The following is a 23825-nucleotide window of genomic DNA, read 5'->3' as shown; positions in this document are numbered from 1 at the left end:
GGCCTTCCTCTCAAGACACTTGCGTATGCACACCGACGGCGGAGACGACTCCCACGCCCACCCCTCGGCGCAATCCTCCGGGCCCCGGCCTGAGCACTCCGTCGCGGCCCAGCCGCAGCGGGCGCGCGCCGCCCAGCACGGGCGGCGGCAGCGGGACGAACGCGGTGTCCACGCCGACCGTGGAGCGCGAGCCGACCACGAAGCCGGTGCCGCCGGTGCGCACCGACCCCACGGTGTGCGCGGGCGCCTGGCGCTCCACCAGCCGCCGCAGCGCGCTCTCGTCGGCCGTCCCCGCGGGCAGCGACACCCGGAACCGGTGCGCGTGCGCCGTCAGCGGGTCGCTGTCGGGCGATCCGAACGCGCGCAGCGGAGCCGCGCCCAGCGCCGAGCCGCCGACCCTGAACCGGCTCGCGGACCGGCCGAACAGCCGTACCGCGCCCAGCCCTCGGCGCTCCGTCGGCCCGCCGTCGCCGTCCGCCGCGCGCACCTGCGCCCAGCTCCGCTCCCCCGGCAGCTCGGCCACGACGGGCTCCGCGCCGAACACGATCCGCACGGCCTCCCGCAGCGCCCACGGAGTGCCCCTGCGCCGGTACAGCTCGGGCGCCGCCGCCAGCAGCGCGCGCCTGACCCCGGCGTCCCAGCCCGCCTCGTACGACAGGCCGAGCAGTCCGGCGAGCCACGGCAGCACCCGGTCGGGCACCCCCGCCGGGTCGAGGAGCGCCGGATAGCGCTCGACGATCCGGTCGACGTCGGCGAACGTGGCGTCGAACAGCGACAGGAACCGCTCGGTGAAGTCGTCGGCCGCCGGATCCTGCCGGAAGGCGGGTGGCAGCAGGTCCGCGCTGGTCACCCGGGGGAAGTCCAGCCGGATCCGGCGTACGACGGGGGTCGCGGCGCCGTCCCCGGTCAACCGCAGGTGCAGCCGCAGCAGGCGTCCCGGCGGCTGGTCGACGAGGAAGTCGACGACGCCGGGTGCGGAGGTCTGCCAGTCGCTCTCCTCGTAGTGGCCGTCCTCGGTCACCACGATCCGCAGCGCGACCGAGGTGCCCTCGGGCACGTCGGCCTCCACGCGCACGCGGTGCCAGCGGCAGCGCGAGATGCCGCTGTCGATCGGCTCCGAGACGTACGAGCCGCCGGTCACGTACACGTCGTCGGGCGGCGGCTGCGCCGCGCCCGGCAGGCCCTGCCAGGTGTAGCAGTGGTCGGTGGTGCCGTCCTGGTCCTTCTCGCGCAGGCAGAACCCGGCCTCGTCCGTCGAGACGAGCGAGGAGGGCTCCAGCGCCTCGGCCAGTTCGGCGAAGGTGGCGGCGGTGAACGGGCCCCGGTGGCCGCCCCGGTGGATCCGCAGCCGGTCGCCGTCGCTGGTGAGCAGCCAGACGCTCCGCCCCGGTCCGGTGCGCAGTGCGACGACCTCGCCCCGGACTCCGGTGCGCAGGACGCCGCGCGGCGCGCCCGCCGAGCCGTACCGGTGCAGGTCGGTGCTGCCCCCGCGGGCCACGAGGACCTCGTCGTCGGGGCCGAGCGCGGCCAGGCGCGGGCGCCGGACCGGGATCACCCCGGCCAGCTGCGCGCCCTCGTGGCGCCACACGAGCACCCGGTCGCGCTCCACGACGGCGATGCGGTGTCCCCGCGCGGCCACCGACAGCGGTGCGCGCAGTTCGCCGGGGTCGCAGCCCCGCGGCCATACGGAGGTGAAGGCGCCGGTGCACCCGTCGCGGCGCAGCAGCCGCCGCTCGCCGGGCACCAGCAGGTACCAGCCGCGGGGCCCGCACCCGGGCGCGAGCCTGGGGTCGGGGAACCAGGGCAGCAGTTCGCGCCTGGTGGGGCCTTCGGGCGCGGCGCCCCGGTGGGCGAGGCGGACTCCTCGGGGGTCGGTGAAGCCGACGAGTCCTTCGGTGGATCCGGGCGTCTCGTCCCAGCCGACGTGGGCGTCGAGGAGGCGGAAGGTCCCGGGACCCGGGGTGCACGTCATGGCCGGTCTCCTACCGGGATCAGCAGCGGGCGCTCGGGCCAGACGAGGGCGTGCGGGCCGATCGCGTGGTCGGTGCAGGGCGGGCGGCGGGTGCCGTCGACGGTGAGGGAGAGGCGGGACACGGCGAGCACCCCGTCGACCGCGAGGAGGCGGCGGACGAGCGCGGTGTGGCGCAGCGCGCCGCCGAACGGCCAGCCGGCGCCGTCGTCGCCGCCGACGAGCGGGTCGAGGTAGGTGCGCACCGCGTCGCCCGCCCTGGCCAGCACCGCGGCGCGGTCCTGGTCGGGGTCGAGGGCGACCCAGGATTCGACGGCGACCTTGTGGTAGGTCGCGGGGGCGGCGACGACGGTGACCCCGGCGGGGGCGGCCTCGCGGGTGAGGAAGTCGGCGACGGCGCGCAGCGTCGCGGCGGTGGGGACGGGGGGTTCGGTGGCGTCGGTGGCGCCGCCCGTGCCTGGGCCGGTGGCCGTGACGGGGCCGCTGCCCGCGGTGGCGGCGGCCGGGGGGACGACCAGGACGCCGACGACTCCGGGGATGGGCGTGCCCGCGAAGCCGGGGTGCAGTCCGGGCACTCCCCTGGCGCGGGCGACGGACGCGCCGGGCACCTTGGTGGCGAGCAGTCCGTAGTCGGCGGGGGCCACGGCCCTGCCGCGCGAGCGCAGTTCGCCGACCCCCCTGCGCATCGCGGCGGCGTCGGGCTCGGCGTCGGCCCCGCCGGACGCGGCGAAGGGGTTGGTGACCTTGGTGACGAACGGCAGGGCGGTCACCACGCCGTTGACGGCTCCGGCGCGCACGGCTCCCGCGCTGCCGCCGCCGACGCGGTAGCGGACGGCGCGGACGTTGCGGAAGCCGGGCGGGACGGCCGCGCCGTTGACGCCGTCGCCGAAGTCGACGATGCCGGTGTCGTGGTCGACGGTGAACACCCGGTCGTCGGCGCCGAACCCGGCCAGGCTCTCGACCTCGCGCCAGCGGGTCGCGGCGCGGCCCGCGGCACCCGTACGGCCACCCGTGTCCGTGCGGCCACCCGCGTCCGTACGGCCCGACGTCCCGCTCCCCGTACCGAACACGTCGCCGCCCGTGTCGTCGTCGACCTCCACGACGACGGAACCGGCCAGGATGGGCACCTGGCTGAGCTTCATCCGGCGCCTGGGGCCCGTGCCCGTCGCGTCCTGGACGGGTTGCAGCGGCTCGTCCCTGATGGTGCGGGCCGCCGTGGCGGCGACGGTGTTGAGGCGCAGGCCGGACAGGACGGGCGCGGGTCCCGTGAAGGAGCCGTGCGCGATCCGCAGCCGCAGCCAGCGCAGCGGCGGGCGGGGCCGGGAGCCCGGCGGGCTCCCGGGGGCCCAGGAGCGCGGCACGCGCAGTTCCACGGTGCCGCTGGCGCCGAACCCGGCCGTGGAGTCGCGCATCAGCTCGGCGGGCACCAGCCGGTTGCCGTCCAGGACGTCCCAGCGCAGCAGCGGCGCGGGCGGCAGCGGCAGGGGCAGCAGTCCGCCGGAGTCGGCGGGCGCCGGGGGCGTCGCGGCCACCACGAAGCCGAGCGCCAGGCGCGGGTAGGGGCCCGTCAGCCCCGCGAGCCCGATCCACAGGCTGTTGCCCTGCTCGGGGTCGCGGCCGAACGGCGGGAAGGGGCGGCCGGGTCCCGCGGGCCCCAGGGGCAGCGGCTCCAGCGTCCCGGCCTCCTGCACGGCGAGCGCGCCGAGGGTGGCCGGGGTGGCGTACAGGTCCTCGTCGGTCTCGTAGACGACCTGGCCCGCCGGGGTGGACGCGGCGCTCTGGAAGCCCGCGGGCACCAGCACCGAGGCGCCGTCCGGCGGGTTCACGGTGAACTCCAGGAGCGCGGACGCCACGGTCGCAGGCCGCCTGCGCACGCCGGCCGTCGCCAGGTGCTCGGCGAGGATCTTCTCGGGGAGCCGGTTGACCCGGGCCAGGACCGGCTCGGCCTGGGTGCCGAAGAGGCGCACCAGCGCGACGCCCGCGTCCTGCCGGTCGGGGTCGGTCCAGTCCGGGGTGTATCCGGCGATCCTGCCGCGTACGTCGGAGCGCACCGCCTCGCGGGTCGCGTCCGTCAGCTCCGGCTGGACGCCGGTGGGCCCGGGGCCGGGCACGACGCGGCCCTCGTCGGCCCCGTCGGGCCGCGCGCCGCGCTCCCACCACACCTCGCCGCTCATGCCAGCCCCTCTCCCTGTGCCACGGCGGGCACGATCCGGACGCGGACCGTGCGCAGCACGGGCAGTTCGGCGGGGCCGAGCGGCACCTCGTCGCACTCCTCGGCCGGGTCGGTCCCGTCGAGTCCGATGCCCACGCCCGCGACGTCCGCGAGGTCGCCGAGCGCCCGCTGGGCGGCGCGCACCAGCGCGGAGGGCCGCAGCGGTTCGCCGAACGGCCAGCCCGTGCCGTCGTCGCCGCCGACGAGCGGGTCCAGGAAGCGCCGCAGCGCGCCGGTGAGCACCGCGAGGACCCGGGCGCGGTCGGCCGGTTCGCCGGACAGGGCCACGCGCAGGGCCGCGTCGCGGTAGCGGGGCGCGCGGACGAAGACCTCCGAGGTGAGCAGCCTGGCCCGCTCCAGGCGGGCGGCGACGGCGCACAGCGTGCCGGGGTCGGGGCGCGGCGCGGCCACGAAGCCGTCGGCCGCCCCGCGCGCCGGGCCGCCCCGCGCGAGGTCCGCGCGGCCGAACCCCTCGCGGGGCACGTCGGGCACGACGTGGACGGTGACCGCTCCCGGGACCACGGCGCACGGGAAGCCGGGGTGCTCGCCGAGCGAGGCGTACGCGCGGGCGACGGCGACGCCCGGGGTGGTGCGGGCGAGGGTGACGTGGTCGTCGGCGGTGACCGCGCGGGTGACCTCGCCGAGCGCGGCGGCGGCGCGGCGGCGGGCGTCCGCGACGCTCTCGGGCTCCTCGCCGCCCTCGGCGCGCACGAGGTTGGCTGCGGTGACCGCGCCCTGGTCGGGCGGGGCGTCGGTGGGCTGTTGCCAGTTGTCGGTGACGCCGCCGTTGCCCGCGCGGCCGCCGCCGGTGGCGTAGGTGACGGCGACGTCGGGTTCGGGGGCGCGGTCGGGGTGCGGGATGCGTCCGGTGAGGCCGTCGCCGAAGACCAGGGCGCCCTCGGCGCGGTCGATCAGGAAGGTGCGGTCGGTGGGCGCGCCGAAGGTGAAGTCGGGTGCGGGGAGCCAGCGTTCGCCCGCCAGGGTGAGGGCGGCGTCCAGCAGGAGGTCGGCGGCGCCGGCGAGTTCGAGGTGCTGGCCGGGGAGCTTGAGCCAGGCGGCGGTCTGGTCCCGCAGGTCGGCGCCGCGCGCGGTGTGCTGTCTGCGGTGGCGCGCGGAGGCCGCGTTGACGGCGAGGGCGAGCAGGACGGGCGGGGCGGCGAAGGTGGCGGCCGGGGTGGTGAGGAGGAGGCCGGTGTGCCGGGTCGTCCAGTGGGCCGGCGGGTGGAGGCGGACGATGCCGGAGCGCCTGAGGCCCGCCGTGCCGTCCTCGACCTCGGTGAACGCGCCGCTCTCGCCTTCCTCCTCGGCGCCCGGCCTGAACCACGACCAGGTCAGCTCGGCGGGCGGCGGCACGTCGGGGACGGCGCCTGCCAGCCAGGAGGGCACGGCGGCCGCGGGGGCGGCCAGTTCCACGAGGAGGCTGATCGGCCCGGTGGCGGGCTCGTCCCCGGCGAGCGGCAGGGTGAACCGTACGGACGCGGGCTTCCCGTCGCTCCCCAGGAGGGCGACGCCCCGGCGGGCGCGCAGGTCGGCGGTGCGGTCGCGGTCGGTCCGCACGGTGACGTCGGCGGCGCCGTCGCCCTGGGCGAGCGGCAGGACGGCGAGGCCCTGGTCGAGGGTGAAGACGACGCGTTCGGCCGGGTCGCGGGTCAGGCCCGTGCCGGACGGCACGAGGGGGACGGCGGTGCCGGGCTGCCGGGCGGCGATCCGCAGCACGGTGGCGGCGGGCCGCGCGGGGCGCGGCGGTTCCAGGCCCAGGAGCCGCAGGACGGCGACGACCAGGGCGTCGGGCACCTGGTCGAGCCAGTAGAGGCGCTGTTCCAGGAGGTAGGCGAAGAGTTCGAGGAGCGTGACGCCGGGGTCGACGGGGGCGTGCAGGGTCCAGGTGCCGTCGGACTCGGCGGGGATGCGGCGGCGGACGGCCGCCGTCATCTCGGCCCAGGTGAGGTCGTCGAGGCGGGGCGGGGGAACGGTCACGACGTCCTCCCGGTGGTGCCGGACAGGCCGGTTGCGCCGAAGAGGCCGGTGGCTGCCGAGGGTCCCGTGCCGGCGGGCGTGTTCGCGGCGGAGGGGCCCGCCGGGTCGGTGAGTCCGGCGTAGAACGGGAACACGAGGTTGGCCTTGGTGTTGCTGCGCCGGACGCGATAGACGACCGAGACGGTGATGCGGGACTCGTCGGCCGGGTCGGCCTCGGCGCGCACCTCTTCGAGTTCGACCCTCGGTTCGTGGTCGCGGACGGCGGCGGCGACGGAGTTCTCCAGGTCGCGCAGGTTGGTGACGCTGCCGGGCGCGAACACCAACTCCTGTGCGCGGGTCCCGAATTCGGGGCGCATGACGCGTTCGCCCGTGCCGGTGAGGAGCAGGGCCCGCAGGCAGTGCTCGATGCTCTCCTCGCCGACGGCGTAGCCGAGCCGCCCGGACGCGTCGGGCAGGATCGGGAAGCGCCAGCCGGTGCCCAGGAAGTCCTCGCTCATGCGGTCCTCGCCTTCTTGGCCAGTACGGCGGGGGTGAGCGGCGGCGCAGGGGGCCCGGTGGGACCCGCGGCGGAGGGGTGGGTGTGCGTGTTGAACGCCTGGAGGAGCGCGTTGCCGAGCACGAGGGGTTCGGTGGCGCCGCCGCCGAGGTCGATGGAGGGCGAGTCGACCGTCACCTTGGGGGCCTTGAGGGTGATCTCGCCCTGGGCGGTGACGGTGACGCTGCCGCCCTCGGCGGCCGTGATGCGCAGCGCCTTGCCCTCGTCGTCCAGCTCGATCACGTGCCCGGCCGCCGACTTGACGCGCACGGCGGCCTTGGACGCCGTGTCGTCCAGCAGCACCTCGTGGCCGTGCTTCGTCCTGACGACCTTCTGGTCGCGCCCCTCGGTGCGGGCGGTGGGCGGCTTGTCCTCGCCGTTGTAGAGGCCGCCGATGACGATCGGGAACCGCATGTCGCCGTGGACGAAGGCGACCAGCACCTCGTCGCCCAGCTCGGGGACGAACACGGAGCCGTAGCCGCCGCCCGCGTACAGCTGGCTCACCCGGACCCAGTCGGTGACGGTGGTGTCGTCGAACCAGGGGTACTTGAGCTTGACCCGGCCCTCGTCGTCGCCCTCGTTCTCCACCACGAGCGCCGACACGACCCCGTAGTACCGCTGGTCGGTGGAGCGGGCGCGAGGCGCGGCCCTGCTGGTCACTGGTCCCCCTGGTGGATGCGCCTGCCGGTGAACTGGGTGAAGAAACCGCTGGTGTTGAGGGTGTGCTCGACGCGTTTGACGAAGTACGTGCCGGAGAAGCGGCGGCCGAGCCCGTAGATCTCCAGGTTGTCGCCGGGCCGCAGCTCGGGCAGGCCCGCGACCTTGCCGGTGGCGGTGATGAACTCGTACGCCCGCTCCCGCAGCAGGCTGATGGCCAGCTCGCGGGCCTCCTCGTCGCTGCTGACGGGTGCGTCGACCAGCACCTCCTGGCGGCCCTGGAGGGTGGACTCGGCGACCTCGGGGCCGCTCTGCCCGTCGGCGGTGTTCTGTCCCGCGGGCAGGTTCTCGGCGGTCGCGGTGAACGCGATGGACTGCTTCGTACGGGGGTCCCAGCCGCGCACGGTGACCTTGCTGACCTGCTGGGAGACCGTGAGGGTCGGGGTGAACTCCATCAGGTTGGGCACCAGGCCCGCGGGCTGGTTCGTGGGCCCGGTGGACAGGCCCGGGGCGTAGGCGAGGCGGTAGACGCGGATGGGGCGGCCGTCGCGGCCGTCGGTGGGTCTGATGAAGTACAGCGTGTCCTCGCCCGACTGCGGGTCGGGCAGGATGTAGCAGTCGAAGTCCAGCCGCTTGGCGCGCTCCAGCAGGAACGTCGCGTCGTCCTGGTTCTTCTGCACGACCAGGTCGTGGACGGGTCCCTCCCTGGTGACCTCGATGCGCAGGTGGTTGCGGCGGGCGATCTGCTCGGCGATCTCCCAGTCCCGTACGTTGCGGTAGGTCTTGGTCTCGTTCTCGGTGGGCTTGCGGTCCTTGAGCCGCAGCAGCCCGTCGACCCCGCTGACCTGGACGGTCGGGGACGCCGACTCGGTGAACCTGGGGCTGAGCGTGGAGATGGTGCCGGTGGCGACGGTGAGCAGCTTCTCGGCGTAGCCCATGCGGACGGAGACCCGGCCGCCGAGCTTGAGGTTGGGCGAGTCGCTGTGCTTGAACTTCAGTTCGGCGTCGTCCCAGTTGTTGAGGGTGAGGTCGAAGCCGGACATCTCGTCGATGTCGCGGCTCACCTTGATGTCGATGATGTCGTTCTTGGTCGCGGGGTCCATCTCCAGGCCCTCGATGCGCACGTCGAACTCGGGCGCGTAGCGGTCGGGCGGGGCGACCTGGGGCGCGGGGCTGCTCATCGCGCGCTCCTCACGGCAGCCTGGGCACGGTCAGCACCCGTCCGGGGCGCAGGTCGCGCGGATCGCTGATGCCGTTGGCGCGGGCCAGTTCCCGCCAGGCGTCGGGCCTGCGGTAGAGGGCGGCGGAGATGGAGCTGAGCGTGTCGCCGCGGCGCACGACGTAGCTCTTCTCGACGGTGGGCGAGGAGCGGGGCCGTTCGGCGACCTGGACGGCCGCCGGGCGGAACTCCTTGAGCGAGAGGTCGAGCACGGCGCGCAGCGGCACCCCGTCGGGCCTGAACAGCTGGTAGTTGACGTCGAGCTTCTCCACGACGCCGGTGAAGACCTCCTCGTCCCAGACGAACCTGACGACGGGCGGGGCGTGTTCGCGGCTGTCGGGGCGCAGCAGGTTGCGCACCGCGTTGACGTACGCCCTGCGGACGTTCTCCAGGGTGTCGGAGGTGTCCACGAGCGCCTGGACGGTGAGGGTCTCGGTGCCGCCGCGCACGTACTGGAGCGGCGGGGTCTCCAGGCCGGGGATGGTGATCTCGGCGAAGGTGTTGGACTTGCTCAGCTTGTAGTCGGTGGGGTTGAACCGCAGCGGGATGCGGCGCTGCCGTTCGTCGGCGATGACCGGGCGGACGATCTCCAGCCTGGCGCGGGCCGATCCCTGGCGGGCGAAGGACACGGGCGTCACGCTCACGACCGGCCCTCCCCGTCGCCGAAGCCGCGTTCGGCCCTGGTGTGCCGGGCGCGGGCGCACTCGTCCTCGTAGAGCTTCGCCCAGGCCTGGATGTGCTTGTTGAACAGGCGGGTGAACACGGCCCCGTCGTCGCCGTCCACCTGGAACTTCACTTCGAGGTGGTGGATGGTCACCTTCGGCACGTCGGTCACCTCCCTCGGTCCTGGAGGACCTTCGTCAGGCCCTCGTGGGCGATCTCCAGCGATTCGACGGCGATCGCGTTCTGTTCGGCGTGCAGGTCGGGTCCCGACCACTTGGCGGCGAGGCCGCCGTGGAACGCCCAGGCGGCGCCCGGCACCCCGTCGGGGCCGAGCACGATGACGGCGCCGTCGCGGCGGGCGCCGAGCGAATCGGCGAGCCCCGCCTGGTACCAGGCCCACAGACCGGGGTCGCGCAGGACGCCGCGCTTGAGCGTGATGCGGTTCCAGGAGTGGCGCAGCGGCAGTTGGTGCACGGAGTCGTTGCGGCCGCCCTCCGGGTAGCTCGTCACCTCCAGTTGCGCGCCGAGCCCGGCGACCTCCTGGAACGCGCCGGACGCCGCGAGCGGCAGCAACAGCGCCTGGGCGGGCGGCAGATAGGCGTCGCCCGGGTCGAGGGTGACGAGGAAGCGGTACTTCGGCAGCGGGTCCTGGGTCATGCCTCGATCACCTCCAGGCCGCGGTCCTGGCCGAGCACGAGCCGCAGGCGGATGAACTCCATGGGGACGGCGGGCGCGACGTCGATCTCGCACACCACCTGGCCCGGGTCCTGTTCGGGCGGGTTGTTGGTGTCGTCGCACACCACCTGGAACGCCTGGTCGGGCCTGGCCCCGGCGAGCGCTCCGGCGCGGAACGCCGACAGCAGGACGGAGGTGACGGCGCGGACCAGGGTCAGGCGCAGCTCGGGCGAGTTGACGTCGAAAACAAGAGGGGCCGCGACGCGCCGGACGGCGCGCACCAGCAGGTGGACGAGGCGGCGGTGGGCGATGTAGCGGGTGCGCGGGTCGGCGGACAGGGTGCGGCCGCCCCAGACGGTGAGGCCGCGGCCCCGGGTGCAGCGGATCAGGTTCAGGCCCGCGTCGAAGAGCCTGACCTGCTGCGGTTCGGGGTACGCGAAGGCGAGGTCGACGGCCTCCAGGACCACGGCGTTGGCCGGGGTGTGGTGGGCGCCGCGCTCGGCGTCGAGGCGGGCGATCACGCCGAGCACGTGGCCGGAGGCGGGGACGGTGCGCAGTGCGTGGCCCTCGGGGGTGCGCAGGGGCGGGTGGTGGACGGCGGCGCAGCCGAGGAGCGCGGTGTCGCCGGTCCCGGTGAGTGCGGCGGCCCAGTCGACGGCGTCGTCCGCGGACGTCAGGTCGGGCGGCACGTCGAGGACGGCGAGGCGGTCGTGGAGCGGGGCGATCGTGCGGAGCAGTTCGAGGACCAGGTCGGTGCGGGTTCCCCCGGTGAGGTCGGTGCCGAGGTCGGGGAGCGCGACGAGGGCGGGCTCGGGGAGTTCGGCCTGGTCGGCGACGGCGCGCGCGTAGGCGTCGCGGTCGGGCGGGGCGTCGGTGCCGCCGGTCAGGGTGAGGTCCCAGGAGGCGGAGATGGGGGCGGGGCCGCCCGGTTTCCCGGGGGCGGCGGGCGGTCCGACGGGGACGAGGCGGACGTACCGCGACGCGGTCAGGCGCCGGGCCAGGTCGGCGGGCGGCAGCCCGGGGAACGTCTCCGGTGCCTCGCCGGGCATCGTGACGCGCACGGAGACCGTGGGCGGCCCCGCCACCGTGCTGGCCCGGTAGCGGATCGCGACGCGCCCGCCGTTGGCCCACTCCCCCGGGCTGGTCGCCACCACGTCGTACCGCGGGTGGGAGAGGCCGCCGCCGCCGGCCGCCGTCCACCGGGTGCGGGCGGCGGTCGCGGGCCCCGAGACCCGCAGCACCCACGCGGTGCGGCCGCCGTTCTCGAAGAAGCCGCGCAGGGCGTACGGGGTGGCGAAGGCGCCCTCCGGGGGCCCGAAGGCGGCCAGGACGTCGTTCCAGCTCTCGACGCGCACCGGGGCCGCGACCGGGCCCCGGCGCAGCCGGCCGATGAACGCCGCCACGTCCGTGCGCAGCGGCTCGGTGTCCGAGCCGCGCGGCGCGAACGTCAGGGTTGCTCCGGGGAGCGCTTCGCCGGCCATGTCAGACGTCGATCTCCAGCTTCTCGACGGCGAGCACGAGGGTTTCCATGGCGATCTCGTTCTTGGTGGCGCTCAGCGTCGGGCCGGTGTACTTGGTGGGCCAGGCGCGGTCGAAGTTCCACCGCATGGCTTCCTGCCGGTTCTCGTCGAGCAGCACGATCGTCCCCGAGGTGCGCCGGACCTTGCCGTTGAGCGCTTCGACGACCCAGTTCCAGAAGCCGACGTGTCCGGTGATGCCGCGCTTGAAGGTGAGGTTGGTGTACTTCTTCAGGCCCGGGATCTTGCGGACGGTGATGTCCTCGCTGCCGGTGCGGTACTCGATGGGCGGGATCTCCAGCTCCAGGCCGCTGGCCTCGGTGAAGGACCCGCTCACCGCGACGCCGTCGTCGCTGACGTTGGTCACGATGATCTGGAAGTTGTATCCGGCGTAGGGATCTTCCCTGGTCACGGGTGGCATGGTGGCCTCTTCTCGGTTCCTCGGGCGTCGGTTCCCCGGACGGTCCCGCTGGCGGGTGGTCAGGCGAGCTGGGTCTCACGGGTCTTCTGCTGGATCCGGAAGATCACGAACTCGGCGGGGAAGACCGGCGCCACCCCGATGACGCAGACCAGGCGCCCGTTGGCGAGGTCGTCCTCGGTCATCGTGGTGCGGTCGCAGGCCACGAAGAACGCCTCGTCGGCGGTGGTGCCCGCGAGCGCGCCGCTGCGCCAGACCGTGGTGAGGAAGTTGGTGATCGTCTGGCGGACGAGGGCCCACAGCGCCTCGTCGTTGGGTTCGAAGACCACCCACTGGGTGCCCTCGTCGATGGACTCCTCCAGGAAGAGGAAGAGCCTGCGGACGTTGACGTACTTCCAGGAGCTGTCGGAGGACAGGGTGCGCGCGCCCCACACGCGGTGGCCGAGTCCGGGGAAGAACCGCAGGGCGTTGATGCCCTTGGGGTTCAGCAGGTCCTGGTGGCGCTTGGTGACGTCCTGGGCGAAGCCGTCGGTCTGCCTGATGCCGCGCACGACGACGTTGGCGGGGGCCTTGTGGACGCCGCGCTCCACGTCGACGCGGGCGTAGATGCCGGCCATGTGGCCCGAGGGCGGCACTTCGACGTCGCGGCCCGTCGAGGGGTCGCGGGTGACGAGCCAGGGGTAGTACAGGGCCGCGTACTTGGTGTCGAAGGACTCGCGGAACGCCTGGACGCCCTCGATGTCGAGGCCGTCCCGCGGGTCGAGGAGGGCGAACCGGTCCTTGAGCAGTTCGCAGTGGGTGACCAGGGCGGACTCGACGGTGCCCGACCACATGCCGGGGGCCGCGCAGACCGCGATCTCGTCGATGTCCTCCAGGGCGACGATGCCGGTGCGCCGGCCGCTGCCGCCGTCGGTGCCGACGAAGTCGCCGACGCTCAGGCCCTCGTACGCGTCGTCGCCGTTCTCCAGGGTGAGCCAGGAGCCGGTGGCGGGCACGGGGAACCGAGTGGGGTCGGTGGACAACCCGCCCAGCGGCAGGGCCCGTACGAGCTGGGAGCGGCTCTCCAGGGCGGTGGCGACGTTGGCCGGGCCTTCGCCGGCGAGCCGCAGGTTGGGGATCGTCTCGGTGACGGTCCCGCCGCCCGCCCCCGTGAAGCGGGTGCTGACCTGGGCCTCGATCAGGTGGATCCGGTCGGTCTCGAAGAACGTGCCGGGTACGTCGTCGGCGAAGGTCACCAGGTCGTCGGCGACGCCCGTCACACTGCCCGGGGTGAGGTTGGTGCCGTTGTCGAACTGGACGACCGCGCCCGCGTACAGCCTGCTCGCGCCGCCGATCCGCAGCTTCGCGCCCTGGGCGGTGTTGCCCCTGCGCACGCGCCGCACCAGCAGCCCGGTCTCCCAGGCGGGGTGCGCGGCGCCCGCGGCGAAGGTCAACATGACCTTGCCGTCGGCGGGTTGACCGACCGTGACCTTGAACCGGGCGGCGCCGATCTGCGCCCACACGTCGGCGGGCAGGTCGTCCGGGTCGAGTCCGGGCCGCGCCGCGACCTCGACGCTCTCGCTGTCCGCCTCGGCGTCCGCGACGAGTTGCGTAATGAACAGCGCGCCCTCCTGCGGCTCGGGCAGGACGGGCAGCGCGGCGCCGACCATCGGCTGGATCCGCACCTGCACGCCGTCGCCCCAGGAGCCGGGGCTCACCGCGGAGAACTTCAGCGTCTGCTCGGCGGAGCGGTCGCCGACCTGGACGTGGTCGCCGCGGGCCGTGCGAACCTCGGCGGAGAGCGGCGGGTCGAGGGTGACGCGGCGCGCAGTCGTGTCGTACGCGGTGACGGTCGCGGTGTGGATCGTCCGCTGGTCGTCGCCGCGCAGCACCTGGATCTGCTGGCCCACTCCCGAGAAGCCGATGAGATGGCCGAGCTGGAGGTTCTTGGCGCCGCGCGCCGCGTCGGCGGCGACCGGGCTGACCAGGCCGCGGCCCAGCGTGCCCGCGGCGGGCCGGGCGGTGGCGCTGGCGACGCGCTTGACGTACAGCCGCTGGCCTCCGTTGTCGAAGAAGCCCTTGACCGCCAGCGGGAACAGCCACCAGCGGCCGCCCTCGGCCGGGTCGCCCGCCCAGGTGTCCCTGAGGCCCGCGTCGGGCTCGGGCAGGAAGCCGCCGAAGGTGTTCTGGAACTCCAGGAAGTTCGTGACCAGTTTGGGCTTGCCGGTGTACGGGCCGCGCGCGGTGACCCCGACCATGCCCGCCGTGCTCGTGCTCACTCCCGCGATCGGCCGCGGCCCCGCGTCGATCTCCTCGATGTAGACGCCGGGGCTCAGATACTCGGCCATGGATGGGCTCCTCACTGCTCACGGATCTCGATGACGTGCTGAAGACCGGCGTCCTCGGGCAGCTTCACGACCAACGCCCCTGTCCGGCCCGGTCGTTCGGTGGCCATGAGCCGGAACGTCTCGTCGGCGGCGTCCTCCGTCGCCTTCTCGCCCTCCCAGCGCAGGGAGAGCCGGAAGGCGCCCCGCGCGTCGGTGAGGGTGCGCTCGTGCCAGTCGGCCAGGTCCCTGCTGGTGCTGCCCACGGCCTCCACGAGCGCGTTCGCGACGGGCGGCCGGCCCGGCCTCGTCGCGTCGACCACCTTGCCGACGACGGTGCGCGTGCCGGGCGCGTAGGGGAAGGCCGTGCTCGGCAGGAGCCTGACCAGCCGGGGTTCGACGGTCACGGTCGGCGGGTGGCCGTCGTCGTACGGGTGGACCAGGAACTCCACGCCGAGCAGGTCGGCGGCGTACGGCTCGCCGTCGGCCGGGTAGAGCGGCAGGAGGCCCCGCGCGGCGAACCTGGCGCGGTGCAGTTCGGGCCGTGCGTTCCAGGGCTCGGCGCGCCGGCCGAGTCCGGGGAAGGCGATGGCGCCGCTGGGGGTGCGCACCGCCCTGACGTCCTGCGGCAGCCAGCCCTCGCCCTCCTGGTGGCGGTCGAGGGCGACGTCCACGCCCGCGGAGCGCACGCGCCGCGCGTGGTCGTCGAAGGGCACCAGCCAGACGGGGCTGTAGAGGGTGGAGCGCGCGAGGGGCACGAAGGCGTTCACGGCGTCATCGTCCCCCCGTCGATGATCCGGCCGCGCACCGGGCGGACCGGAACGGCGAGCGCCGAGTCCAGGTCGACGACGCGCACCTCGTAGTTGAGGGAGAGCCGGTAGGGCTTCTGGATCGCGTACCAGACCCAGGACTTCTGGTCGAGGGTGAGCGGCGTCAGCGTCACGTGCAGCGAGTCGGCGCTGGCCGCGAGGCTGCCGGAGAGTTGGACGCCGTCGAGGATCGCGTCGTCGTAGAAGGTCTGCAGCGCGCGGCCGAGCATGCGGTGCTGGGTGAGCTGGTCGCCGCCCCAGGGGGTGATCAGGTACCGCAGCAGCAGCGCCATCGGCGGCTTGCTGGTGGTCGGCGGGTCGGGCGGCCGGGAGCGCACCGGGGGCCGGTTGCGCGAGGTCGGGTCCTCGGCTATCTCGTAGAGGAACACGGTGAGTTTGGGCGGCGGCGTCTGCACGGTCTCGGAGAGGTCGTTCAGTTCCGCGATCGGCGGGTCGTCCTGGCCCAGTTCGCGCAGGGCGCGGGTGAGGGAGTCCACGATGACCGTCGACACGTCGGCGATCACACCGAAGTCACCCATGCAGAGCCTCCCCTCGACCCGGCGCCCCGTTGACGACGTACTGCCGAGTACGTGGGAAGGATGCAGAACACCGTGTTTCCCGGCCGCGACTCTCCCGTCACACCAGCGTCACGTGCCCGTCCACGCCGTCGGCGGGCGCCTCACGGGGCACGGTTCGATAACGCCTGGGTGACGTCGGCCGGGAAAACGTTCATGCATCGATGCATTTCGCGGGGTGGACACCGTTATCAGACGGGGTGCGCGCGCCGCACGACACGCCGGACGGGCAAATGGCGTGACGCCCGGGAGACGTTTCGGTGATGCTTATCGGACGTCTTTCGAGCTAAGAGTCAACCGTGCGATCATGACATGCTCGTAACATGGCTTCGAGGATCTTGTGAACCGCACCTCGCACACGCAGAGACCATTCGAAGATCGCCGACCACTCGAAGATCGAAGAATTCGAAGATCAACGAAGCCGACATCGTCCGGGGGCGCCGATGAACGGACAATCACACTCCATTTCCCTGCGGCTACTCAAAGGTTTCACGCTCTCGGTGAATCGCGTACGCGTTCCCGTCTGCTCAAGCACCCAGCGGCTGCTGGCGTTCCTGGCCCTTCAGGACATGCCGCGGTCCCGCACCTACGTGGCAGGCGTCCTCTGGCCCGACGTCACGGCGGCACGCGCCCACGCGAACCTGCGCTCGTCGTTGTGGCGTGCGACGCAAACCGGCCACGGGGTGATCGTCGCATCCGCCCAGGAGCTCGCCATTTCCGAGCACATTTCGGTGGATCTGCACGAGGCGGTGGCGAACGCGCACCGACTGCTCGACAACGCCAGGCCGTGCGACGACATCCTCACCACCCGCACGCTCGCCAACCTGTCCGCCGACCTTCTGCCGGAATGGTCGGAGAACGATTGGATGCTGATAGAGCAGGAGCAATATCACCAACTCCGGCTCTACGCACTGGAAGCCATGACCGAACGCCTCTCGGCGGCCCGGCGGCACGGTGAGGCCGTCGCCGCCGGAATCGCCGTCGTACGCGCCGAGCCCTTGCGGGAAAGCGCCCATCGCGTACTGGTGAGAGCGCATTTGGCCGCCGGCAACAGAGCCGCCGCGCTGCGCCAGTACGAACAATGCCGACGTGTCCTGCGAGAGGAATTGGGCCTGGAACCCTCGCCCTCCCTGAAAGCCCTCCTGCCGCCCTACAACGACCACCACTCCCGAAGCGGCCACCACCACGAGCCCGCGGGCAGGCCGCGCCCGCAGCCCCAGCCGCGGTCCCAGGCGCAGCCGGGATCCCAGGCCCAGCCGGGGCCCCAGCCGCGGCCGCAGGTCCCGCCCCAGCCGCAGCCCCGCGTCTCCCCCGTCGAGGCCTGACCGGGGAACCGGAGAACCGGAACCGAGGCCCGGCCCCCGGGGCCCGTACCGCACCGGGACATGGCCGAATTCCGCGCCTGCCGCCGCACCGGCACCCGCGCGCTCACGCCTCGCGGCGCGCGGGTGCCCGGCCGTCCTCCGACGGCCGGGCACCTGCGCGCGTACGGCTCGGTCGGTCGGCTCAGCCGGTCGGCCGACCGTAGTAACCGCCCAGCCGCTCGTGGTAGGCCGGGTCCCCGATGTGCTTCTCCTTGTCGAACTCCGGGGCGTCCTTGACCCGCTGCTTCGTGCAGGAGACGTAGATGCGCCGCTCCACCGGGTCGATGCGCGTGACGAGCCCCGCGGGGAGCAGGACGTGCTTGCCGAAGATCCACACGCCGATGTCGACGACGAGGTACGACGCGCTCACAGCATCGGAGTACTTGTCGACCTTGCCGATGCTGCCGTCGGACGCCTCGACCTTGTATCCGGTCAGATCCGTGCCGGTCTGATAGGAAGCGGCCTCCGGATAGGCCCACATGTTCTCCATCATGGGATGAATCCCTTCGTCGGGACGGCCGGGTACCGCGCACCCCCGCCCCGAAACCGGAACCCGCCCTCAATCCCCGCGCACGGCGAGGAAGTGCGTCAGGGCCGCCGAGAACGCCAGCAGCAGCGCGGCGGATGCGAGCATCCCCGCGGCGGGTCCGACGAGCCGGGCGGGATCGTCCTGAGTGGCCATCAGCCGCAGCAGCCGGTTGACCGGCGGCAGGCCCTTGACGAACAGCCCCGCCATCACCAGCGCGAGCGCCGCCACCAGCGCGTACCCCTGCCGCCCGAACAGCAGCCGGGAGCAGGGCAGTCCGATCGCGATGCCGGTGAGGGCGGTGGTGAGCTGCGCCTCGACGCCCAGCAGCAGGGCGGCGCCGCCCACCTCGTACGTGCCCGTCCACAGCGGCAGGACCAGGCCGACGCACAGCAGGACGAGGCAGCAGAGCAGCGCGGTGAGGACGGTACCGGCCAGCACCTTGGCCCAACCGCCCGCGCTGACGCGGACGACGGCGCGCTGCGGTGCGTCGTCGGTGCCCGCGAGCACGACGGTAAGCCAGGTCGCCGCGGGGAAGAGGGCGCCCGCCGACGAGGCGTACGCGGGCGGGATCGGGCCGCTGCCGTTGACGGTCAGCACCGCGAGCAGCGCGGCGAAGAGCAGCAGCGGCGCGAGGTGGCGCTGGGTGTGCAGGACGGTCGCGAAGTAGTACCTGACGAGGGCGGTCACCCGCTGCTCCCGGGGCTGTTGGACCTACGCGTCACGTCCGCGACCGACCAGCCCGCGCGCACCGCGTCGAGCAGCAGTTCCTCGGTCCGCGCGCGTTCCACCGCCACCTCCACCACGGCGCCGCTCTCGCGGACCGTCACGCTCAGCGCTCCGGGGGCGGCGCCCCAGTCCACCGCGCGCGGGGCCGGTCCCGAGCGCGGGGCCTCCAGCGTCACGGCGGTGACGGCGGCGGCAACGGCCTTCGCCGTGACGGCCGTTGGCGTCACCCGGCCGTCCCGCACCGCGTAGGAGTGCGAGGCGCGGGCCTCACACGCCGCCTCCCCGTGGTCGGTGAACACCACGGCGCCGCCCGCCCGCGCCACTTCGGCCACGATCTCCGCGAGCACCCCGTGCGCCGACGCGTCGAGGCCCGACCACGGCTCGTCCAGCACCAGCAGCCCAGGCGCCACCAGCAGCGCCTGGGCCAGCGCCACCTTCTGGGCGTTCCCCTTGGAGAGCGTGCGCAGTTCGGCGTCCGCGCCGCCGACGAGCGCGAGCCGCTCCAGCAGCCCGCGCGCCCTGCCGGACGCCTCGCGCGTGCCGAGGCCCCTGATGCGGCCGAGGTGGGTGAGGTAGGCGCCCGCCGACATCCGCTCGGCGGGCGCGAAGCGGTCGGGGACGTACCCCACCACGTCGGGTCTGCCGGTGACCGTGCCGTGCGTGGGCCGGGACAGCCCGGCGATCATGCGCAGCAGCGTCGACTTGCCCGAGCCGTTGCCGCCCCTGAAGGCGACGACGGCGCCCTCGGGGACGTCGGCGGCGACGTCCCGCAGGACCCAACTGCCCCGTCCGTAACGCTTGGACACCCCTTGCAGCCGCAGCACGGTTCCCACCCACCCCTGAAGACACGGCAGTTCAGCGCCCTACGGTACGCCGCGCGCCCGCCGCCCCGGAGGTGCACCCGGCCGCCGCTTCACTGTGCCGCGTCGTCCGCCCCGGCCCGCCCCCTGTTCCGCCTGCCCACCACGGCCGATGCGGCCGCCGCGCTGCCGAGGAACGCCGCCGCGACCATCCAGGGGCGGTCGAGGCGGTGGCACGTGGCGTGGTCGAGCGAGTAGCGGCCCGCGCCCGCGAGGCCGATCGCGGCGGCCGTGAAGCCGAGGAACGCGGGGTACTCGTAGCCGCCGGACTGGGCGAAGAACCCGGCGGGCGCGTGCACCGCGACCGCCCCGGCCATCGCACCGGCCGCCGCCGCGCCCGCCGCGGGGGTGGCGAGGCCGAGGGCGAGCAGCGCGCCGCCGCCCGCCTCGCCGAGCCCCGCCGCGAGCGCGCTCTGCCGGCCAGGCGTGAAGCCCATGGCCTCCATCCCCCGCGCGGTCCCCTCGATGCCGCCTCCGCCGAACCAGCCGAAGAGCTTCTGCGTGCCGTGCGCGACGAGCACCGCGCCGGTGCCCGCGCGCAGGGCGAGCAGGCCGAGGTCACGGCGGGCGGAACGGGCGGTGGCGGCCATGGGGGCTCCCGGGGGTGCGGGCTGAGTACGGGCACCGCGAAGTGCGACGGAGTACGTACGGGGGTACTCCTCCACCATCGGGCGCCACCCGCTCCCGGGCGCCGCGCTGCTACGCCGTACGGGTGATCGCCCTCCCGCGCCTCGCGGCGCTGTCGTAGCCGGGCCAGCCGGGCCAACCTGGGTCGCCGTCACCGTCGCGGACCGGGCCGAGCACCGTGTCCTGGAGCGCCGCGTCCTGGAGCACCGCGCACACCGCCCGCCCCTCGTCGGCGCTCGTCGGCAGGGTCCCCGCGGCGGGGTCGCCGGGTCCCCCGGACGGCGTACGCGGCGGGGCGGGTGCCGGGGCCCGGTGTTTCGCTGGAGGCCCGCGCCGGGCGGGGCGAGGAGGGCTGATGACGATGGCGGCGAACGCAGGGCTGCCGGACACGGAGCTGCGGGACGCGGTCCACGGGCTGATGGGGCGGGCCAGGGACGACCTCGCCGAGCTGGTGGCGATGCGCTCGGTGGCCGACCCCCGCCAGTTCCCGCCCGAGGAGTGCGCCAGGGCCGCCGACTTCCTGGTCGGGGCGTTCACCGACGCGGGGCTGGGCGACGTGCGCCGGGTGACCACCCCGGACGGCACCGACGCGGTGGTCGGCCGCGCGGACGGGCCGCCGGGTGCGCCGACCGTGCTGCTCTACTGCCACTACGACGTGCAGCCGCCGCTGGACGACGCGGCGTGGCGCACGCCGCCGTTCGAGCTGACCGAGCGCGACGGGCGGTGGTACGGGCGGGGCGCGGCGGACTGCAAGGGCAACATCGTGATGCACCTGACCGCGCTGCGGGCGCTGCGGGCCACGGACGGCGGGTTCCCGGTGAACCTGAAGTTCGTCGCGGAGGGCTCGGAGGAGCAGGGCACGGGCGGCCTCGACCGACTCGTGCCGCTGCGGCCGGAGTTGTTCGCCGCCGATGCGCTGTTGATCTGCGACACCGGCAACTTCGCGCTCGGGCTGCCGACCGCGACGACCTCGCTGCGCGGGCTCGCGAACGTGGTCGTGACGGTGGAGACCCTGCGCGGCGAGGTGCATTCGGGGATGTTCGGCGGACCCGCCCCTGACGCGCTCGCGGCGCTCGTACGGATCCTGGACAGCCTGCGCGACGAGGCGGGCGACACGGCGGTCGCGGGCCTGACGGGCGACGCGACCTGGCCCGGGGTCGCCTACCCCGCCGAGCGGTTCAGGGCGGACGCGGGCGTGCTCGACGGAGTCGGGCTGATGGGCGACGCCTCCGTGGCGGACGCGCTGTGGGCGCGGCCCGCCGTGACGGTGCTGGGGATCGACGCGCCGCCCGTGGTGGGTTCGGCGGCGGCGATCCAGGCGAAGGTACGGGCGCGGATCAATCTGCGGGTACCGCCGGGAACGGACGCGGACGCGGCGCTGCGCGCCCTGACCGCTCACCTGGAGTCGGCGGCGCCGTGGGGCGCGCGGGTGACGGTGGAGCCGGAGGGAACGGGGCAGCCGTTCCGCGCGGAGACCGGCGGCCCCGCGTACCGGGCGCTGGGCGCGGCGATGCGCGAGGCGTACGGGGAGGAGATGGTCCAGTCGGGACAGGGCGGTTCGATCCCGCTGTGCAACGTACTGGCGAGGCAGTTCCCCGAGGCGGAGATCGCACTGATCGGGGTGGAGGAGCCCGGGTGCCTGATCCACGCACCGAACGAGAGCGTGGCCCCGGGCGAGATCGAACGCATGGCCCTCGCGGAGGCCCTGTTCCTCCGGGGGTACGGGGGTGGGGCGCCCCGTTAGGAAGGGGCGGGGTGTGGCCCGCCGCAGGCGAAAGGGGCCCGCCCCGGGAAGCGGCCCGCCCCGGGTACCGGGCCCCCGGGGGACGGGAACCCCCGGGTACCGGGCCCCCGGGGCGGGCCGCCCCTCAGGACGCCTTTTCCACCCGCCTCCGCTCCTCCTCCGTGAGCCGGGGCAGCAGCTCGCGCAACTCCTCCCGGAGCCCCGCGGCCCGCTCCTCCTCCCCCAGCACGGCCGCCAGGTCCGCCGACTCCGCGACCGCCAGCGCGCGGTCGACGAGGGGCGCGTCCCCCGCGTGCCTGCGCAGTGCGGAGGTCAGTACGCGCAGCGCCGCGCGGTCGTCGTCCTTGAACTCGCGGTAGATGCGGGCGCTGTCCAGCGCCCGTGCCAGCGGCGGCAGTTCCTTGGACCCGCCGTACTCCAGCTCCATCGGCTCGTCGCGCTCGACGAAGATGAGGCTGTTGCCCGACGGGTCGACCAGTGTGAAGCGGCTCGCGCCCGCGCGGTAGCGGGTGATCCTGGGCTGCCCCGAGGCCAGTACCTTTCCGTACGCACGGCGCATCGCGGCGACGAACGCGGCGTGGTACGGCGCGACGGCGTCCACCGCCACCAGACAGCAGCCGCCGCCCCCGGCGGCCGGGTCGACGCCGACCCCGCTGAAGTGCAGCGCGAAGCCGCTCCACTCCACCACGAGGTAGACGTACGGCTTGCGCATCTCGTAGGTGACCTCGAAGCCGAGCGCGCGGTAGAAGTCGAGCGTCTCTTCGGGCGAGACGCAGGGCAGGATCGGGACGGTGGTCTCGTTGCTCCTGACGGCACCGCCCACCCCGGTCGCCCCGGGTGCGGAGGGTGCGGAGGGTGCGGGTTCAGGTCGGTTCGGCACGTGCGTTGCCCCCATGTTCGCCATTGGTCGGACACCGGCCCCGGCAGGCTAGACCGCCCCGGAATTTCGCGCACATGAACGCATCCCGAGCGCACCCCGAGCACGTCCCGGGCGCACCCGGCCGCGCCTCCGGAAGCCGTGCGGAACGCCCCGTACACCCAGAGTGACGCGTATCACAGGAGCCTTCGGCAACTATCCCGGGCCGTACCCGCTCCCTATCAGCACTGAGCACAGCGCGCACACCTCTCGAACCCGCAGCCCGAGCCCGCACACCCATGGAGCCCCGCCGTGAAGTCGCCTGACATCGCACCCCGCCCCGCCCGCCGCGCCCGGCGGCACGGTCTCGCGGTCGTCGCCGCGCTCGTGGGCGGCGCGATGACGCTCACCGCCTGCGGCGGCGACGCCAAGGGCGAGGGGAAGGGCGACGACAAGCCCGCCAAGGCCTCCGCCCCCGACATCACCGTCTCGGTGAAGGACGGCGCGGTCAACGCCAGCATCAACGGCACCAGGGTGACCGTGGCGAACGGCACCCTCACGGACGTGACGCTCACCGCGGCGCAGGGCGGCAAGAAGGTCGAGGGCACGCTCTCCGCCGACAAGAAGAGCTGGACGCCGGGCGACCGGCTGGAGCGCGGGACGCAGTACCGGCTCGTGGCGAACGCCCAGGACGCGGAGGGCCACAAGGCGACCGAGAACGCCGCGTTCACCACGGTCACCACCGCCAACAGCTTCATCGGCACGTACACCCCGGACGACGGCAGCACCGTCGGCGTCGGCATGCCGGTCAGCTTCACCTTCGACAAGCCGATCACCGACCGCGCCAAGGTCAAGTCGCGCATCACGGTCAGCTCCAGCAGCGGCCAGCAGGTCGTCGGCCACTGGTTCGGCAACCAGCGCCTCGACTTCCGGCCCCAGGACTACTGGAAGGCCGGGTCCAAGGTCACGATGAAGATAGACCTGGACGGCGTGGAGGCCTCCAAGGGTGTCTACGGCGTCCAGAAGAAGAACGTGACCTTCACCATCGGGCGCTCCCAGGTCTCGACCGTGGACGTGACCACCCAGACGATGACGGTGGTGCGGGACGGCAGGACGATCAAGTCGCTGCCGGTCTCGACGGGCAGCGCGCAGCACCCGACGTACAACGGGCAGATGGTGATCTCGGAGAAGTTCGAGCAGACCCGGATGAACGGCTCGACCGTCGGCTTCGGCGGCGAGTACGACATCGCGGACGTGCCGCACGCCATGCGGCTCTCCACCTCCGGCACCTTCATCCACGGCAACTACTGGTACGGCGACCCGTCGATCTTCGGGCGGACCGGCACCAGCCACGGCTGCGTGGGCCTGCGGGACCAGCGCGGCGGCGGGGGCGACACCCCGGGCAAGTGGCTCTTCGAGAAGTCGATGATCGGCGACGTGGTGGTCGTGAAGGGCTCCCCGGACAAGACCATCGCGCCGGACAACGGGCTCAACGGCTGGAACATGTCCTGGAGCGAGTGGCAGAAGTAGCCGCGACCGGATCCGGTCCCCACGCCGCTCGGGCCGCTTATGCAACTTGTTGCATAAGCG

The 23825-nt window shown here is 74.0% G+C and carries 23 protein-coding genes; 3 read left to right on the top strand and 20 right to left on the bottom strand.

What is annotated here, in order from left to right:
• Nucleotides 1–10: 10 nt before the first annotated feature.
• Genes ACIBNE_RS02230 through ACIBNE_RS02165 form a run of 14 tightly spaced genes read right to left on the bottom strand, consistent with a single transcriptional unit; the run spans nt 11 to nt 15493 of the window.
• On the bottom strand, nt 11–1972 hold the full coding sequence (locus ACIBNE_RS02230) for a phage tail protein (RefSeq protein ID WP_399268534.1): 1962 nt from the start codon (nt 1970–1972) through the stop codon (nt 11–13).
• Nucleotides 1969–4143, bottom strand: coding sequence for a putative baseplate assembly protein (locus ACIBNE_RS02225; protein WP_399268532.1), 2175 nt, complete (start codon nt 4141–4143; stop codon nt 1969–1971). The genes ACIBNE_RS02230 and ACIBNE_RS02225 overlap by 4 nt, the downstream gene beginning before the upstream one ends.
• A complete protein-coding gene (locus ACIBNE_RS02220) occupies nt 4140–6158 on the bottom strand; it encodes a hypothetical protein (RefSeq protein WP_399268530.1) in 2019 nt (672 codons plus the stop codon). Before ACIBNE_RS02220 ends, ACIBNE_RS02225 begins: the two co-directional genes overlap by 4 nt.
• Nucleotides 6155–6655, bottom strand: a complete 501-nt coding sequence (locus ACIBNE_RS02215; protein WP_399268527.1) for a GPW/gp25 family protein — start codon at nt 6653–6655, stop codon at nt 6155–6157. Before ACIBNE_RS02215 ends, ACIBNE_RS02220 begins: the two co-directional genes overlap by 4 nt.
• On the bottom strand, nt 6652–7353 hold the full coding sequence (locus ACIBNE_RS02210; protein WP_399268525.1) for a phage baseplate assembly protein V: 702 nt from the start codon (nt 7351–7353) through the stop codon (nt 6652–6654). Before ACIBNE_RS02210 ends, ACIBNE_RS02215 begins: the two co-directional genes overlap by 4 nt.
• On the bottom strand, nt 7350–8531 hold the full coding sequence (locus ACIBNE_RS02205; RefSeq protein WP_399268523.1) for a phage late control D family protein: 1182 nt from the start codon (nt 8529–8531) through the stop codon (nt 7350–7352). Before ACIBNE_RS02205 ends, ACIBNE_RS02210 begins: the two co-directional genes overlap by 4 nt.
• A 10-nt stretch (nt 8532–8541) precedes the next feature.
• Complete coding sequence (locus tag ACIBNE_RS02200) at nt 8542–9213, bottom strand: LysM peptidoglycan-binding domain-containing protein (RefSeq protein ID WP_399268521.1); 672 nt, start codon at nt 9211–9213, stop codon at nt 8542–8544.
• Nucleotides 9210–9404, bottom strand: coding sequence for a putative phage tail protein (locus ACIBNE_RS02195; protein ID WP_399268519.1), 195 nt, complete (start codon nt 9402–9404; stop codon nt 9210–9212). Before ACIBNE_RS02195 ends, ACIBNE_RS02200 begins: the two co-directional genes overlap by 4 nt.
• Entirely contained in the window at nt 9401–9889 is a 489-nt protein-coding gene (locus tag ACIBNE_RS02190) for a phage tail protein (RefSeq protein WP_399268517.1), read from the bottom strand. Before ACIBNE_RS02190 ends, ACIBNE_RS02195 begins: the two co-directional genes overlap by 4 nt.
• Entirely contained in the window at nt 9886–11388 is a 1503-nt protein-coding gene (locus ACIBNE_RS02185) for a phage tail sheath subtilisin-like domain-containing protein (protein ID WP_399268515.1), read from the bottom strand. Before ACIBNE_RS02185 ends, ACIBNE_RS02190 begins: the two co-directional genes overlap by 4 nt.
• A 1-nt stretch (nt 11389) precedes the next feature.
• On the bottom strand, nt 11390–11845 hold the full coding sequence (locus tag ACIBNE_RS02180; RefSeq protein ID WP_399268513.1) for a phage tail protein: 456 nt from the start codon (nt 11843–11845) through the stop codon (nt 11390–11392).
• A gap of 59 nt (nt 11846–11904) precedes the next feature.
• On the bottom strand, nt 11905–14169 hold the full coding sequence (locus tag ACIBNE_RS02175) for a phage tail sheath family protein (protein WP_399268511.1): 2265 nt from the start codon (nt 14167–14169) through the stop codon (nt 11905–11907).
• Nucleotides 14170–14180: 11 nt separating this feature from the next.
• Nucleotides 14181–14915 (bottom strand): carboxypeptidase regulatory-like domain-containing protein, encoded by a 735-nt coding sequence (locus ACIBNE_RS02170; RefSeq protein WP_399268509.1) that lies wholly within the window; start codon nt 14913–14915, stop codon nt 14181–14183.
• Nucleotides 14912–15493 carry a DUF4255 domain-containing protein gene (locus ACIBNE_RS02165; protein WP_399268507.1) on the bottom strand — a complete coding sequence of 194 codons (582 nt, stop codon included), beginning with the start codon at nt 15491–15493 and terminating at the stop codon, nt 14912–14914. Before ACIBNE_RS02165 ends, ACIBNE_RS02170 begins: the two co-directional genes overlap by 4 nt.
• A 536-nt stretch (nt 15494–16029) precedes the next feature.
• Here ACIBNE_RS02165 and ACIBNE_RS02160 point away from each other — a divergent pair.
• Nucleotides 16030–16854 (top strand): BTAD domain-containing putative transcriptional regulator, encoded by an 825-nt coding sequence (locus ACIBNE_RS02160; protein ID WP_399268505.1) that lies wholly within the window; start codon nt 16030–16032, stop codon nt 16852–16854.
• Between the two features lie 181 nt (nt 16855–17035).
• Here ACIBNE_RS02160 and ACIBNE_RS02155 read toward each other — a convergent pair whose 3' ends face one another.
• The 5 genes from ACIBNE_RS02155 to ACIBNE_RS02135 all read right to left on the bottom strand — a co-directional run bounded on the left by ACIBNE_RS02155 (nt 17036) and on the right by ACIBNE_RS02135 (nt 19851).
• Entirely contained in the window at nt 17036–17386 is a 351-nt protein-coding gene (locus ACIBNE_RS02155; RefSeq protein WP_399268503.1) for a PRC-barrel domain containing protein, read from the bottom strand.
• Nucleotides 17387–17452: 66 nt separating this feature from the next.
• Nucleotides 17453–18109: a hypothetical protein gene (locus ACIBNE_RS02150; protein ID WP_399268501.1), complete on the bottom strand. Its 657-nt coding sequence runs from the start codon at nt 18107–18109 to the stop codon at nt 17453–17455.
• On the bottom strand, nt 18106–18969 hold the full coding sequence (locus ACIBNE_RS02145; RefSeq protein WP_399270017.1) for an ATP-binding cassette domain-containing protein: 864 nt from the start codon (nt 18967–18969) through the stop codon (nt 18106–18108). The genes ACIBNE_RS02150 and ACIBNE_RS02145 overlap by 4 nt, the downstream gene beginning before the upstream one ends.
• Before the next feature lie 92 nt (nt 18970–19061).
• Nucleotides 19062–19598, bottom strand: a complete 537-nt coding sequence (locus ACIBNE_RS02140; protein WP_399268499.1) for a DoxX family membrane protein — start codon at nt 19596–19598, stop codon at nt 19062–19064.
• 109 nt (nt 19599–19707) lie between these two features.
• The gene (locus tag ACIBNE_RS02135) at nt 19708–19851 is read right to left on the bottom strand and encodes a hypothetical protein (RefSeq protein WP_399268497.1); all 144 of its coding nucleotides are present in this window, start codon (nt 19849–19851) and stop codon (nt 19708–19710) included.
• 139 nt (nt 19852–19990) lie between these two features.
• Between ACIBNE_RS02135 and ACIBNE_RS02130 the strand changes: the two genes are divergently transcribed.
• A complete protein-coding gene (locus tag ACIBNE_RS02130) occupies nt 19991–21379 on the top strand; it encodes a dipeptidase (RefSeq protein WP_399268495.1) in 1389 nt (462 codons plus the stop codon).
• 124 nt (nt 21380–21503) lie between these two features.
• On the opposite strand, the gene ACIBNE_RS02125 is transcribed toward ACIBNE_RS02130, so the two are convergent.
• Nucleotides 21504–22259, bottom strand: coding sequence for a glyoxalase superfamily protein (locus tag ACIBNE_RS02125; RefSeq protein WP_399268493.1), 756 nt, complete (start codon nt 22257–22259; stop codon nt 21504–21506).
• 288 nt (nt 22260–22547) lie between these two features.
• On the opposite strand from ACIBNE_RS02125, the gene ACIBNE_RS02120 reads away from it, so the two are divergent.
• Nucleotides 22548–23765, top strand: coding sequence for an Ig-like domain-containing protein (locus ACIBNE_RS02120; RefSeq protein ID WP_399268490.1), 1218 nt, complete (start codon nt 22548–22550; stop codon nt 23763–23765).
• The last annotated feature ends 60 nt before the right edge of the window (nt 23766–23825 follow it).

The organism is Streptomyces sp. NPDC050504, assembly GCF_044458065.1.
Lineage (GTDB): Bacteria > Actinomycetota > Actinomycetes > Streptomycetales > Streptomycetaceae > Streptomyces.
The sequence above is the reverse complement of the archived record's forward strand: the minus strand, read 5'-3'. Positions and strand labels throughout refer to the sequence as shown.